At 54.6% G+C, this 15181-nt stretch carries 12 protein-coding genes; all 12 read left to right on the top strand.

Annotated features, from left to right (window positions below; all coding sequences use genetic code 11):
* Positions 1 to 56: 56 nt before the first annotated feature.
* The 12 genes from G7Y43_RS01215 to G7Y43_RS01160 all read left to right on the top strand — a co-directional run bounded on the left by G7Y43_RS01215 (position 57) and on the right by G7Y43_RS01160 (position 15175).
* Complete coding sequence (locus tag G7Y43_RS01215; protein ID WP_165043229.1) at positions 57 to 1676, top strand: pyridoxal phosphate-dependent aminotransferase; 1620 nt, start codon at positions 57 to 59, stop codon at positions 1674 to 1676.
* Positions 1669 to 2457 carry an ABC transporter ATP-binding protein gene (locus G7Y43_RS01210; protein ID WP_165043227.1) on the top strand — a complete coding sequence of 263 codons (789 nt, stop codon included), beginning with the start codon at positions 1669 to 1671 and terminating at the stop codon, positions 2455 to 2457. The genes G7Y43_RS01215 and G7Y43_RS01210 overlap by 8 nt, the downstream gene beginning before the upstream one ends.
* A gap of 53 nt (positions 2458 to 2510) precedes the next feature.
* Positions 2511 to 3626 carry an ABC transporter substrate-binding protein gene (locus tag G7Y43_RS01205; RefSeq protein ID WP_165043409.1) on the top strand — a complete coding sequence of 372 codons (1116 nt, stop codon included), beginning with the start codon at positions 2511 to 2513 and terminating at the stop codon, positions 3624 to 3626.
* 124 nt (positions 3627 to 3750) lie between these two features.
* The gene (locus tag G7Y43_RS01200; protein WP_165043225.1) at positions 3751 to 4512 is read left to right on the top strand and encodes an ABC transporter permease; all 762 of its coding nucleotides are present in this window, start codon (positions 3751 to 3753) and stop codon (positions 4510 to 4512) included.
* Between the two features lie 9 nt (positions 4513 to 4521).
* Positions 4522 to 5619, top strand: coding sequence for an iron-containing alcohol dehydrogenase family protein (locus G7Y43_RS01195; RefSeq protein WP_165043223.1), 1098 nt, complete (start codon positions 4522 to 4524; stop codon positions 5617 to 5619).
* A gap of 66 nt (positions 5620 to 5685) precedes the next feature.
* Positions 5686 to 6903, top strand: a complete 1218-nt coding sequence (locus G7Y43_RS01190; protein ID WP_165043220.1) for a PLP-dependent aspartate aminotransferase family protein — start codon at positions 5686 to 5688, stop codon at positions 6901 to 6903.
* 574 nt (positions 6904 to 7477) lie between these two features.
* Positions 7478 to 8626, top strand: coding sequence for a serine/threonine protein kinase (locus G7Y43_RS01185; RefSeq protein ID WP_165043407.1), 1149 nt, complete (start codon positions 7478 to 7480; stop codon positions 8624 to 8626).
* A 233-nt stretch (positions 8627 to 8859) separates the two neighbouring features.
* The gene (locus tag G7Y43_RS01180) at positions 8860 to 10188 is read left to right on the top strand and encodes an MFS transporter (protein WP_165043218.1); all 1329 of its coding nucleotides are present in this window, start codon (positions 8860 to 8862) and stop codon (positions 10186 to 10188) included.
* A gap of 321 nt (positions 10189 to 10509) precedes the next feature.
* Positions 10510 to 11103 carry a TetR/AcrR family transcriptional regulator gene (locus G7Y43_RS01175; RefSeq protein WP_165043215.1) on the top strand — a complete coding sequence of 198 codons (594 nt, stop codon included), beginning with the start codon at positions 10510 to 10512 and terminating at the stop codon, positions 11101 to 11103.
* Positions 11104 to 11436: 333 nt separating this feature from the next.
* On the top strand, positions 11437 to 12846 hold the full coding sequence (locus G7Y43_RS01170; RefSeq protein ID WP_206215067.1) for a hypothetical protein: 1410 nt from the start codon (positions 11437 to 11439) through the stop codon (positions 12844 to 12846).
* A gap of 194 nt (positions 12847 to 13040) precedes the next feature.
* On the top strand, positions 13041 to 14315 hold the full coding sequence (locus tag G7Y43_RS01165) for an SLC13 family permease (RefSeq protein ID WP_165043213.1): 1275 nt from the start codon (positions 13041 to 13043) through the stop codon (positions 14313 to 14315).
* A gap of 95 nt (positions 14316 to 14410) precedes the next feature.
* On the top strand, positions 14411 to 15175 hold the full coding sequence (locus G7Y43_RS01160) for a LamB/YcsF family protein (RefSeq protein WP_165043210.1): 765 nt from the start codon (positions 14411 to 14413) through the stop codon (positions 15173 to 15175).
* Positions 15176 to 15181 lie beyond the last annotated feature (6 nt).

Genomic DNA, 15181 nt, shown 5'->3' with positions numbered 1-15181 from the left:
AAAGGCAGCGAACAAATTAACTGTTGCAACTAAATTATTTCAACACAAATGCACAAATGTATTATAATCGCGACCAGCAACCGATTCTGCCAACGGTTGCTGCAAGCGTCTCGGTACGCATACAGTTCTGCAAGCATCTTCTTAATGGGCCTACGATCGGTCGAGGGAAGGTGCATTTTAAAAGCCGCATTCTTCTGCTGTTTGCCTTGACGGGAAACGGCGGGGAAGAACACAGCGGCTTTGCACGATTCTGCACAAATGACATTCTGCATAGCGGCATGCAGCAGCATGTAGCAACCTTACAGGAAGAGGCCACAGTGGTTTCAGAGCGTATGCGCGTACGCCTGAGCAGGCGGTCTGCTATCCGCGAGGCATTTGAACGCGCCGGCGTGCTTGCGCGCACACATGGCGCGGACAACGTGTTCGACTTAAGCATCGGAAACCCTACAGCCCCTTGTCCGGCGGGGGTTGCGGCGGCGCTAAAGGAAACGGCCGCCCTACCCGACGAGCCGAACATGCATGGGTACATGGATAGCGCCGGCTACTCTGACGTTCGCGACGCGATGGCGGCTTCGCTCAAAGCGAGGTTCGGCATTGATTACACAACGGAAGATATTGTCATGACCACAGGTGCCGCGTGCGCCTTAAACATCGTCATGCAAACGCTGCTCGATCCGGGTGACGAGATCATCGTGTTCCGCCCGTACTATCCAGCGTACGAAGCGTTCGCTTTAAACTGGGATGCCCGTGTGGTGAAGGTTCCTTATTGTAGGGAAACGATGCTGCCCGATGTGAGCCGTCTTGATGAAGCGTTCTCGCCGCGCACGAAAATAGTGCTTGTCAACACGCCGAACAACCCGTCGGGTTTGGTGTATCCGCATGCGGTGGCCGAAGCGATTGCGCACGCTGCCGAGCGCGCGCAGCAGGCGTTTAGTCACGACATCTATGTGGTATCCGACGAGCCCTATCGCGAGCTTCTGTTCGATAGCGCGCAAAATCCGCAGTGGCCGTTGCTGTATAACAACACGTTTACGGTGTACTCGTTCAGTAAATCGGCATCCATTTCCGGCGAACGCATTGGCTACGTGGCTATGGCACCTGGTCTGAACGACAAGCAAATCATTAGACAAGGCTTGTGCCGGTCGTTGGGTGATTTGGGTTTCGTGAACGCTCCCGCTACAGCCCAGCGTATGGCGAAGCACTGCGTAGATAGCTTCGCCGACCTCGCCCAGTATGACCGCAACCGCATCGCGTTGTACGAGGCGCTTTGCTCGGTGGGGTTTTCCCCGGTAAAGCCCAACGGTGCGTTTTACATGCTACTGCCCGCGCCCGATGGCAACGAACAGGCTTTTGTTGATCGCTTGCTTGCCGAGAACATCGTGGTTGTTGGCGGTGGCGAGTTCGGCTGCCCTGGCTACGTGCGCTTGTCGTTTTGCGTGTCGGCGAAAACCATCGATGCGGCTATCCCGCATTTTGCCTGCGTAGCACACTCATACGGCTTAAATGCCACTTCGGAATCGTCTTCAGCCTTGGAAACGTCTTCAGCCTTGGAAGCCTCGGCTACTCCTTCGGCCCCGGAAGCTTCGATGCCGACCGCGCCTGTTGCCTCCGCAGTTCCTGTAGCTACTGCTGCCCCCTGTATCTGTCCGCAAAAGGAGACCACCCACCATGAATGACATCGTCGTTGACAACCTCTCGTTCGCGTATCCGGAAACCGATCGCCTCATCCTGAACAACGTTCATATGAAGGTGAACGCAGGCGACTTCGTGTGTCTGCTGGGGCAGTCGGGCTGCGGCAAGAGCACGTTTCTGCGCCTGCTTGCTGGTTTGGAGAAGCCGACGAGTGGCAGCATTTCAGTCGGCGGGCAGCAGGTGAGGGGAACCAGTCTCACGCGCAGTGTCGTGTTTCAAGACTACGGTCTGTTCCCCTGGATGTCGTCGGGCGAAAACATTGTGTTGGCACTGCGACAGCGTTATCCGGAGAAGTCGAAGCGCGAATGTCGCGACATGGCGCTTGCGGCTATTCAGTCGGTGGGCCTTTCTGCCGACGTGTACGACAAGTTCCCCAAAGAGCTTTCTGGCGGCATGAAACAGCGCTGCGCTATCGCGCGTTCGTTCAGCATGAATCCGCCCATCCTGCTCATGGACGAGCCGTTCGGCGCACTTGACGCCGTTACTCGCGCGCGCCTGCAGGACATGGTGCTCGATCTGTGGTCGCATGAAGAGCAGAAGAAAACCGTGTTTTTCGTCACGCACGATGTGGAGGAAGCATTGCTTCTGGCCACGCGTATCTACGTGTTCGGGCAGTCGCCCAGCCAGATCATCTTCGAGAAGGAGCTGCCTGCCGAAACAAAGCCCGACCGCAAGGGTATGTACGAAAGCGAACAGATTATCGAGCTGCGAAACGAGCTCGTGCAATATATCAACCAAGACGTGCTCAGTCACGTTGAGGAATAAAAGAGGGAAGCGCGAGGGAGGGCCTCGTGCGATAGAAGGAAAGGAAACGAACCATGGAAAACATCTCGCGTCGCAAGTTCGTCGGGCTTTCGGCAACTGCGGCTGCCGCGGCGGCAGTTGCACTTTCCGGCTGCTCGAGCGAGGAACCTGCAAGCACCACCGAGCCTGCTGCTGAAGAGGCACCGGCCACTGAAGAGAAGCCGGCCGAGAAGAAGACCATCCGCTTGGGCACCACCAACGACGGTCACATCTTCAACGCTATTGCCGAGAAGAATGGCTACCTGGAGGATGCTGGCGTGAACGTTGAGGTGTCGGTGTTCAACTCGTCCGACGATGCGTTCGCTGCTCTGTTCTCCGACAAGGTTGACGTGCTGTCCAACAACGGCACCAACCTGCCGCTCACGCATGTTGCCTCCGGCCAGGACCTCACCATCTATGCTGGCTACATGATCAATGGTTGCATGCCCATCATCGCCAAGAAGGGTACTAAGTGGAATGGCGTTGAGGACCTGGTTGGCAAGACAATTGCTTGCTCGGGCAACGAGTTCGCCGTGTTTGGCCCGTTCTACGATGCTGGTCATACCATGGATGAGGTTGAGACGATCGTGCTTTCCAACCACGCTGACCGTGTAGAGGCTGTGCGCACCGGTAAGGCCGACTACGCCATTTGCGGCACCAGCCAGAACTACACCATTCAGCAGCTGGCTGACGAGATCGACGTTATGGCCTACTGCAGCGACATCACGCCGAACTACTCGTGCTGCCGTGTTGACTCCCGTCAGGCGTTCCTCGATGAGAACCCCGAAGCGGTAACCGCCATGCTCGTCGCATGGATGCGCGCGCAGGATTGGTACGAGCAGCATCGCGACGAAACTGCTGAGATCGTTGTCGAGCAGACCGGCTCTACGGTCGATTACGTGAAGGCCTACATGGACAACGAGCACTACGACCTCGACCTCGACCCGTACAAGAGCTCGGTCATCCGTGCATGGGACTGGATGATGGAGATGGGTCTGTTCCCCGAGGGAGCAGAGGACATCAACATCGAGGATCATATCGACACCTCGCTGTACAAGGCTGCGCTCGACGAATGCACTGAGAAGTATGGTGCGGAAAGCAAGGCTTTCTACGACAAGCGCAACGAGATTTTCGAAGAGTACAACGCGTAGTACTCAAAACGCAAGGTAGGAGTGCGGGTCGCGCATGTGTGGCCCGCAAACAGGCGGCCGGTCACGCTCGAGTCAACTCGGGCCGCCGGCCGTGCACAGGCAAACAGACGGACAAGGGACGCGCATGGACCATATCGTGAAATTCGTAAAGAAGTACTGGATCACTGCGGTGTTGTTGGTGGGTATCTTCTTGCTGTACAAGTTCGTCACCGATCGGGCGATACTCGATCCGGTGTTGTTCCCTACGGTGGACAAGATCGCCAACGCATTCAAGGACAACGCCGACGTCATGCCTATGAACTTTATGGCGTCCATGCGGCTGCTTATTCCGTCGCTCATCATCGGCACGGTGATTGCGCTTGCCCTTGGTATTCTCATGGGCTTAAACAAGCGCCTGCGTGAGAGCATTTACCCTATCATCTATGCTGTCAGTGTGATTCCGGCCATCTTGCTGTCGCCGTTCATCCTGCATCTGGCTCCGTCATTCGCGTCGGCATCCATTTGCATGATCGTGTACAACACCATTTGGGCGACGCTGTTCGCTACCGTCACCGGCATCGTGACCATCGATAAGCGCTATCTCGACAACGCGGCCACATTGTGTTTGACCGGCATGAAAAAACTCACGAAGGTGGTGCTTCCCGCAGCCATGCCCTCCATCATGGCAGGTTTGGTTACATCGCTTCGTAGCTCGTTCATCATCTTGGTGTTCGCTGAAATGTACAGCGCTCAGTTCGGCATGGGCTACTTCGTCAAGAAGAACGGCGACTTCGGTCTGTACGCCAACACGTGGGCGGGCTTTTTGTTCATGATTGTTGTACTGGTGATCGTCATGCAGATCTTCGAAAAGGTGAAGGATCACATGCTGAAATGGACGATGGACTAAGGGATATTCATGACCGAAGAGTTCATTGACATCGCGTATAAAACTGGTGCAGGGCGTTACATCCAAGAGCCCGGAGCGCTTAGTCGGCTGGCAAAAGAGGTGCGCCGGTTTGGCACCAAGCCCTTCCTTATTGGAGGAGAGCATGCGTTTGCGGCCGCCCGTGACGTGGCGGTCGCGTCGCTTCGGAAAGCGCGCATGGAATTCGTTGACCACATGTACGCAGGATATGCGTCCCATGCGGCGGCGAAGCAGTTCGCTGCGGAAGCGCGTGAGGCTGGTTGCGACGTGGTGGTTGGTATGGGCGGCGGGCGCATCATGGACTTCGCGAAGGCCATTGCGGAATACGCAGGCGTACCCATCATCGAAGCGCCTACGAGTATTGCCACCTGTGCGGCATTCAGCCCGTTGAGTATTCTGTATACCGAGCGCGGCGAGTTTGGCGGCACGTGGCGTTATGAGCACGAGATTAATGCTGTGCTTGTTGACACCCAGGTTATGGCCTGTCAGCCTGCGCGGCTCGTCGCCGCCGGCATGATGGATTCCATGGCAAAGCTGTACGAGATAACCAATGGGTCGCCCACGTTTGATGCGACGAGCGAAAACGTACAGCGCTTCTGCGCCTATGAGCATGCGCGGCTTAATTGCAAGTTGCTGCTCGAATACGGGCCAAAGGCATATGCCGACGTGCAGCAGCGCCGCTTGACCGACGCCGTGGAGCGGGTGACGTTTGTGAACCTGGCGCTTACGGGCATCGTGAGCTCGCTTACGCGAGGCTTTCATCAGACCGCACTTGCGCACAAATTCTACGACGGCATGCGCACATATTTCACGAAAGAGGCTGCGCCATACTTGCATGGTGAGCTGGTTGCCATCGGTTTGCTCATTCAGGTGGTGTACAACAATACACCCGACGAGGTCAGTCGGTTGACGCGCATCATGCGTGCCATGGACATGCCCTGCACGCTTGCGGATCTGGGCATACGCGCTGATGACCCCCGTCTTGCTGTATTGCACGAATATGTGGGTACGCCGGAGTTTGTGCAGCAGGATGAAGCGTCGACTGACCTGTTCGATCGTGCGTTTGCAGGCGTTGTCGAGCCGATCTGACAAGAAACAAAACACGAAGTGCTCGCACGCTGGCGAGCGTTAGCAAAAGCAAAGGAGGAATAATCCGTGGAGGAACTTGATCTGTCGAACGCGGGCTTTACTACGCGCGCCATTCATGCTGGACAGGAGCCTGACCCAGCCTACGGTGCGCTGGCGACTCCCATTTACCAAACGTCGACGTTTTGTTTCGACAGCATGGAAGATGGTATCGCGAAATTCGAGGGCACGATACCTGGTTACGTGTATTCGCGTGGCGGCAACCCTACCGTGCGTGCGCTCGAGCTGAAGATGGCTGCCATTGAAGGCGGCGAGGACTGTGTTGCCACCGGCTCGGGCATGGGAGCTGTGGGTTCGGTGATGATCGGGCTATTGCAGGCAGGCGACCACGTAATCGTGGGCGACTGCGTGTATGGCTGCTCGAATGTGGTCATTCGCGACGTGCTGCCGAAGTTCGGCATTGAGGTCACGCCGGTCAATACAGGCGACCTCGACGCGGTTGCTGCAGCTATCAAGCCCAACACGAAGATGATCTACTTTGAAACGCCCACGAACCCCATGATGCGTCTCACCGACATCGCCGGTGTTGCGCAGGTAGTGGGCGAGCGCGACATTAAGGTTGTCGTTGATAACACGTTCGCTCCGCCGCCAGTGCAGTATCCGCTCGCTTGCGGTGCCGACATCGTGCTGCATAGCGTGACGAAGTATCTGAACGGTCACGGCGATGTTATTGCGGGTGTCATTGTGGGTTCAGCTGATGATATCGCGCAAATTAAGAACATCGGCGTTACCAAAACAGGCGGATGCTTCTGCTCGCCGTTCGATGCGTTTTTGATCATTCGTGGCTTACAGACGCTTGAGCTGCGTGTGCGCCGTCACTGCGAAAGCGCGCTGGCTGTTGCGCGCTTCCTGGAAAGTTCACCTGCCATTGAGCGTGTTTTATACCCGGGTTTGGAGAGCTTCCCCGACCATGCGATTGCCAAGAAGCAGATGAACGGCTTGTACACGGGTATCCTGTCGTTTGAGCTGAAGGACGGCCTCGGCGGACGCAGCCGATTTGAGGCGGGCAAGCAGGTGGTCAACGCCATGAAGCTCGCACACGTTGCGGTGAGCTTGGGCGATCCGGCATCGCTTGTACAGCACCCGGCCAGCATGACGCATCACAACGTGAGCAACGAGGTGAAAGCCAGCATGGGTATTACCGATGGCATCATTCGCTACTCGGTGGGCCTTGAGGATACAGACGACATCATCACCGACTTGAAGCAGGCGCTCGCCACGTTGTAGCGTATGTGTTCGTGCTTCTGTCGCGGCTGCGATGAGAGTCCAAACGTATATCGATGGACAGTATTGTGGTGCCCATGTCTCCCAAAGCACTTCTCGCTTTGGGAGACATGTTTTTTTCTGAGCGAAAGCACGAAAAGAAAATGCGAAAAAGGGTTCACGCTAGAGACATTTTGTGCAGAGTGTCTCCATTTCTCGTATTCTTCAGAGCGAAAAGTTATGCATGAATTGGGACAAATTGCGAGCTGAATATGCGCAAAGAAATTTGTGAACGCGATAATATCCAATGAATGATTATTAACATGTATGAGTCAAAGATAAAGGGTTCAAGAAATTGTGCAACTGCACAATTAATTTATCGAATGTGGGTCTAAATGGCACTCAAATTTGCCTGTTGCAGGTGAACAAAAAGAGTGTTTTAATGGATACATCGGCAATTCTGGTAGACGTGCGACGGAAAGGATTCAGGAGCACTCAAGGCACCAGTCTCCTTAATCTTCTTCTAACGTATCGGCTGCGAGATAGCTGCATAGCCAGTATAGGCAGAGAAGACCTCTGCCAAAGAAAGGAGACTGTCATGGCGAAGATAGTCAAGTCTTGGAATGACTGGGATCCGTTGAAGCGCGTCATCGTTGGCCGCTGCGACAACTCCGTCATTCCTCCCGAGGAGCCCGCAACCTCTGAGAAGGTTCCTGTGGACTCCGACATGCGCGGCATGTGGGGCCTGCGCCCGCTGCGCACCGTTGAGGTTGGCAACGCCTGCCTCGAGAACCTGGTTTCTGCTCTCGAAGAGCGCGGCGTGGTTGTTGACCGCCCGACGCCTCTGCAGTGGAACCAGAAGATCGGCACGCCTGACTTCACCAACGATTCCATGATGACCTGCATGCCCCCGCGCGACATCCTGCTCACGGTTGGCAACGAGATCATGGCTTCGGCGAACTCCTTCCGTTGCCGCTACTTCGAGTATCTGGCCTACTGGCCGCTCATGAAGCAGTACTTCGACGAGGACCCCGAGTTCAAGTGGACCCAGGCACCGCGTCCGCGCCTGACCGACAAGTCCTACAAGCACAACTACTACGACGAGAAGATCACGTTGGAAGAGCGCCTGGAGCGCACCGCCAACAAGGACTTCGTGACCACTGAGGTCGAGCCGATGTGGGACGCTGCTGACGTCATGCGTATGGGCAAGGACTTCTTCATCCAGCATGGCCTGACCACCAACCGCACCGCTATGGAGTGGTTCCAGCGCTACTACCCCGAGTACCGTATCCATGCGGTTAACTTCCCGGGCGACCCCTATCCGATCCACATCGACGCCACCTTCGTGCCTTACAAGCCGGGCCTGATCACCAACAACCCGGTTCGCCACCTGCCTGATGAGCAGAAGGCAATCTTTGAGGCCAACGACTGGCAGATCGTCGACGCTGCTCAGCCGGCTCACACCGAGCCGCCCGAGCTGTGCTACTCCTCCGTGTGGCTGTCCATGAACGTGCTGGTGCTCGACCCCGACACCACCATCATCGAGGCTTCCGAGAAGTATCAGCAGGAGCAGGCCGACCAGCTCGGTCAGAACGTCATCCCCGTTGACCTGCGCGGTGCCTACGCCTTCGGCGGCGGCCTGCATTGCTCCACGGCTGACGTTTACCGCGAGGGCGAGTGCCTCGACTACTTCCCGAACCGCGTTGCCGACCCGACGCTGATCCACCCGGAGATGTGGAACGACTAATCGCGTGAGCGGAAGTTCGTCTCAACGAGAGGCTAACAGCTTCACATGAGACAAAGGGGGGCTTGCTCGAAAGAGAACAAGCCCCCCTTGATGAGGGGTTGATTCATCCGCTGGTCATGCAGACCAAAAATCAGACAGGGGATTTGAGTTCTGGTTTTTGAGACGGCATGATCTATGCCTGTGGTGCAGGTGCCCCTCGATTATTCATTGCCAAAGGTTTTAAGGAGATACCCATGGCAGAAATCCACGGATCTGCTGCTGAGCAGCACGCAACCCTGAAGAAGGTCGTCTTCTCGTCCTTCCTGGGTAACTTTATCGAGTGGTTCGACTATGCTTCCTACTCGTATCTGGCAACTGTCATCGCCGTCGTGTTCTTCCCCGGCGAAGACAAGCTTGTTTCCACCATGTCGGCGTTTGCCGTCTTTGCTCTGTCCTTCCTGGTTCGTCCCATTGGTGCTCTGTTCTGGGGCAACATGGGTGACAAGAAGGGCCGTAAATGGGCGCTGTCCATTTCCATTCTGCTGATGTCCGGTGCAACGTTCCTGATCGGCTGCCTGCCTGGTTATGCCGTTATCGGCGTTGGCGCTCCACTGCTGCTGCTGTGCCTGCGCTGCCTGCAGAGCTTCTCTGCTTCTGGTGAGTATGCTGGCGCTTCCACGTTCATCGCTGAGTTCGCTCCCACCGAGAAGCGCGGCCTGTACGTGTCCGCCGTTCCGGCTTCCACCGCAACTGGCCTGCTGGTTGGTTCGTTCTTCGCAACTGGTATGTTCAGCATCTTTGGTGCTGAGTCCGACTTCGTAGTCAACTGGGGCTGGCGTATCCCGTTCCTGCTGGCTCTGCCGCTGGGCTACATTACGCACTACATCCGTACTCACCTCACCGACTCTCCGGTGTATGAGGAAATGGTTTCTCACTCCGAGGGCGGCACGGGTGCCAAGACCCCCGTTCGCGACGTTATCTTTAAGTATCCTCGCACCACCCTTATTTGCTTCGGTTCTGCAATGCTGAACGCCATCGGCTTCTACGCAGTGCTTACCTTCATGCCGAACTACCTTGAGGCTGTTTTGCTGTACGACCCCGCTAAGGCCGGTACGATTACCACCATTGTTTTGGTTGCCTACATCGCGATGATCTTCCTGTCCGGTCATATTTCCGACACGTTCGGACGTAAGAAGATGCTGCTTATCGCTGCTGCTGGCTTCATTATCTTCACGGTGCCCGCTTACATGCTGCTCGGTACGCTGAACTTCGCGATCTGCTTGGCTGTCGAGCTGTTCATGGCGCTGCTGCTCTGCATCAACGACGGTACGCTGGCTAGCTACCTGAACGAGCAATATCCCACCGAGGTTCGCTACACCGGATTCGCCTTCACGTTCAACCTGGCGAACGCTATCTTCGGCGGCTCCTGCTCCGCTATCTGCCTGTGGCTCGTTAACGTCACCGGCAACCAGCTGGCTCCTGGCTTCTACTTCGTGGCTATCGCTATCATCGCGCTCATCGCCATCATCTGCTCCAAGGAGCACTCTGGCACGAGCCTGACCGAGATCCACGGCCAGAACTAGTTCGATCTATCGGACGAGTTTAACTCGGAACTCACAGGAGTTTTGAATCGCGCCCCGCGTATGCGGGGCGCGATTACGTATAGGTGGCCACTGATTAATGTTGCCATCCTTGCTGATTAACACATGACAAGACAGCTTCAGCCAGTGTCTTCCTATACGTGTTTCATCGTGTTCTATCTTTTGTGATCCTCTGTGACCCTTATAACTCGCGACAATTTGCGGATTCGACGGGTTTTTCACGAGACTTCTTCAAAGCGGCACTATACTTGCCAACGGCAATTCCGCCGATACCGTAATGTACTTGAAACCAGAAGGAGCGTTATGAACGAAGCAGTGAAGAATCCGAAGTCATTGAAAGCGCAAATTACAAGGACTTCTTTGGTTTTAGCTGCTGCAGCGTTGCTTCGTGAAGAGGGACCGGGTGCGGTTACGTATCGTAAGGTTGCCAAGTGGGCGGGCGCTGCATCTTCTTCCGTTGGTTATTACTTCGAATCGACATCTCAGTTGCTTCAGGAAGCTGCCCGTTACAACATGCAGTTGTGGATTCAGCGAGCCGATAATGTTGCAGCGGAGGCTGAATCTATGGATTGTGCGACATGCCGTGCCAACGTGGTTGACTTATTGGTGAAGGCGTGTTTACCGAACGAGGACACGCAGCTCTCTGCGCACTATTTGCAGTTGTTGTTGGCAGATGAGTCGCCAAGTGTTACCGAAGCGTATCGCACAGGGAGGGCATCACTGAATCAGGCTATCGAGCGAATTGTCTCGCGAAGTGGCGTTGCCTTGTCGTCTGATATGGTGTCGATCCTTGTAGATGGTGCAATCGTTCAGGGCATATCGGAAGGGCGTAGCGCACGCGAGTTTGCTACGGAAGTGCTGAGCACCTATATCGAAACGCATGCTGTCATGGCGTAATGCCACTTACTGAACATGATAGTTTAATTATCGCTAACATAAAAGAAACCCCTTTTCAATTATGCTAACCATGGTAGTATAACCATGGTTAGCAAATGAGATCGCTCATGTGCGAACCATGGCGATGAAATGGCACCTCTTTTTCGGCTGCATTCTGCACATCGCGACGGCCAAGTAGTACGTAACTTGGCCGTGGTTTTGTGTATTCTGCATGATGTAAACGATGATATCTGCAAAAGCAGTGTGCTATTTCGTAGGGTGCGTTGCATCCTACGATGTTGGCAATAACGGTAAAACCTATTCAAAGTCGTTACGTTTTGAGAGGATTGCGTTATGGGAAAGGGGAAAGTAAGCCTTGCGGCTATCATAGGCTTCTGTGGGGCGTGCATCGCGTTCTATATCGGTGCCGGTTTTGCGACCATGCAAGAGGTCATGCAATACGATGCGTCGTACGGCTCGTTGTTCTTCGTGGTCGTTATTGTGGCCATGGGTATCTATTTGTACACGAACTTGTCGTTTGCCACAAACGGCAACCGGCTTAAGCTTGAGCGTGGTGGCGACATCTATGGGCACTACTGCGGCAAGTATATTGGTAAGTTCTATGATTACTTCGCAGCCATATTCTGTTATGTTTGTTTCTTTGTGATGTGCGGTGCCGCTAACTCAACCGCACAGCAGCAATGGGGCCTGCCGAACGGTGTTGGTGCCATTATCCTGACCGTTGCGGTAGTGGCAACTGTTGTGTTTGGTCTTGACGGCATCGTGAATGCGCTGGGAAAGATTGGCCCGGTGATCGTTGTCATGATCTTCGCGCTGGCCATCATTTCGCTTGGTAATAACATCGAAAACTTGCCGGAGAACATGGCAGCAGTCGATGCGGGTGAATACTCTGACGTGATAAGTCAGGTTGGTGGTGGTAACCCCATTGCGTCGGGTGCATCATACGCCGGTTTCGTTATCTTGTGGTTTGCCACGTTCCTTGCAGAAATGGGCGCTAAGAACCGGTTGCGCGAGGTGAACATCGGTATGATCTTATCGACGGTGTTTATCGCTGCTGCTACCATCCTGTGCGTGCTGGCGCTCATCGCTGACATTCCGAACACGAGCGTTGCCGACATTCCTGCACTGGTTATGGCGAACAAGATCAATCCAGTTTTCGGTACCATTTACGCCTTCATTGTGTTCTGTGGTATCTATACCACCTCGGTTCCATTGCTGTGGACCGGCATTGGCCGCATTGCCAAAGAGGGTACGGCAATGTATCGCCTGTTCGTAATTATTGGCGGTTGCCTGGGCTGTGCTGTTGCGTGCTTCTTGCCGTATCAGGGTTTGGTAAACATCTTGTACGGATTAAATGGCTACGTAGGATTTGCACTTGTTGCGTTTATGATTATCCACGATGTTCGTACGCGCATGGGAACAAAGAGGGTGAAGAGTATCTTCCCTGGTGGCGATCCCGAGCCGACAACATCGTATGTGCTTAACGAGTACGACAAGGCTAGAGAGGACGGCTTCCATCGCTACGATACTGAGGCTGCAGCGGCAGCCGCTGTCGAAGCAGAAAAGAATAAGATTGTCATCTGCTATCACGACATGTTCCAGCAGCATTTCGTGCAAATGGAGTCGCTGGAGGAATTCAAGGAATACTATCCCGACATCGAGCCCGATTTGGTGTTTGATATGACGTATGAGTTGCGGGCAATGAAAGAGAATGCCAAGTTGCCCCAGGGGAAGACAAGCTAACAAATTAGGCTACGAGTAGAGCCACAAGGCCCTTGACACAACGTTGCAAGGGCCTTGTTTTTTGGATAAACGAATTACAAACGCGGTAGAATGTACCGAATGTAAAGACTGTGCATAGAAAAGGGCATACTTAGAAGTAAGCTAACCTCGTGGTGCCTACGACCTGCCCTGTACGATTAAAGAGGTGAATTCCGTTGGATGTGAGTCAAATCGTTTCCATCGTGGTGTTCGTGGTGGTTATGGTCTTCATCATGTCGGAGAAGCTCCATCGCTCGCTTGCGGCTATCTCCGGCGCGGCGCTTGTCATGCTGATCGGCATTTTGCCATTCGACGTAGCATGTGAGCACGTGGACATGAACACACTTGGCGTGCTGTTCGGCATGATGCTGTTCGTGGGAGTGGTGAAGCAGTCGGGCCTGTTCGAGTTTCTGGCCATTAAGTGTGCCCGTGCCGCGAAGGGTAACCCGTGGATAATCATGGTACTGTTCGTGCTGTTGACCGCAGTGTTATCGGCCTTTCTTGACAACGTGACCACGGTGCTACTCATCGGACCGATGACGGTGACGGTGTGTAAGCTGCTCGAGGTTAATCCATTTCCGTACTTCATGGTCGAGATTCTCGCGTCGAATATTGGTGGCACCGCTACGCTTATCGGTGACCCGCCAAATATCATGATTGGTTCGGCTGCGGGCTACTCGTTTGCCGACTTTATTATGGTTGATGCACCGGTGGTTGTGGTTATCTTGGCAGTAGTTATTGGCATGTTCTACATCATGTACGGCAAGAAGATGCATGTTGATGACGAGAAGCGTCATCGCATCATGGAGCTCAATGAGTACGATCATGTGAAGAGTATGCGTCTGCTGAGGCAAAGCGTCGTGGTGATGGTGTTTGTGGTCATTGGCTTTATGGCCCACGGTGCGCTTCATGTTGAATCGAGCGTTATCGCGCTCACGGCTGCTGGCGTGCTGTTGCTCATTTCGGGCGAAAGCATTGAGCGTGCATTGCATGAGGTGGAATGGACAACGCTATCGTTTTTCGCCGGGTTGTTCATCATCGTGGGCGCCATGGCTGAAACCGGCGTTATCGAGATGCTTGCCAACGCGCTTATCTCTGCAACCGGCGGCGACGTGTTTGTCACCATGCTCGTGTTGCTGGTGGGCTCGGCTGTAATCTCCAGCTTCCTGGACAACATCCCGTTTGTTGCCACCATGATTCCGATTCTTCTGACCATGGAATCTACCGGCATGGATGTAACGCCTTTGTGGTGGGCGGTATCCCTTGGTGCCTGCTTGGGTGGTAACGGTACCCTTATCGGTGCTTCGGCCAATGTGGTGCTCTCCGATATTGCCAAGAAGAACGGCCACGAGATTACTTTCATGCAGTTCACGAAAACTGGCTTCCCGATGATGCTGATTACAGTTCTGATTGCTGGTGTGTATCTGGTGCTGCGCTACCCGCCGATGTAGTGGCAGACCTGCATCAATGCTTCGAACAGCCTTCCCTCTTTGTGTCGTACAATAGGGAAGGCTGTTTTGCGTAAATAACTAGGAAGAGGTGCGCGATGGATTGCGTCGACTTGAATTCCGACTTGGGTGAAAGTTTCGGTCGTTATACGCTGGGGCTTGACGAGCAAGTTATTCCCTTGGTTTCGAGCGTGAACGTTGCTTGTGGTATGCATGCAGGTGATCCAATTGTCATGCGAAACACGGTACAACGTGCTGCCGCAGCGGGAACCTCAATCGGTGCGCATCCGGGATATCCCGACTTACAGGGCTTTGGACGACGCGACATGAAGTTGTCGCCCGACGAAGGATATGCTTACGTGCTCTATCAGGTTGGTGCGATGCAGGCGTTTTGCCGTGCGGTAGGCGTTGAGTTGGCTCACGTAAAGCCTCATGGGCAGTTGTACAACCGTTGCGCTGTTGATCGGCCGTTTGCTGATGCAGTAGCGCAGGCTATCTATGATGCCGACCCGCAGCTGGTGGTGGTGGGGCTGGCGAACGGTCAGCTGATTGAGGCCGCGCGCACGCTCGGCATGCAAACGGCACAGGAGTTCTTCACTGATCGTAACTACACCGATGAAGGTGTGCTGGTGCCGCGAACGCAGGAAAACGCTATGATCGTCGACGAGGCGTTTGCGGTTGAGCGCGTGGTGCGTGTGGTGCGTGATGGTACGATTGAAAGCGTGAACGGAAAAACCATTACGGTGCAAGCTGACACGATCTGTGTTCATGGCGACAATGCTCATGCGCTGCAGTTTGTGCAACAGGTGCGTGAAGCGCTTGGTTCAGCGGGTATTGACGTGAGAGCACCTCGGCACCGATAGATATCT

The sequence above is a fragment of the Adlercreutzia sp. ZJ138 genome, from assembly GCF_011038935.1.
Taxonomy (GTDB): domain Bacteria; phylum Actinomycetota; class Coriobacteriia; order Coriobacteriales; family Eggerthellaceae; genus ZJ141.
Note: the sequence above shows the minus strand (reverse complement) of the source record. Positions and strands in the feature narration are given on the sequence as shown.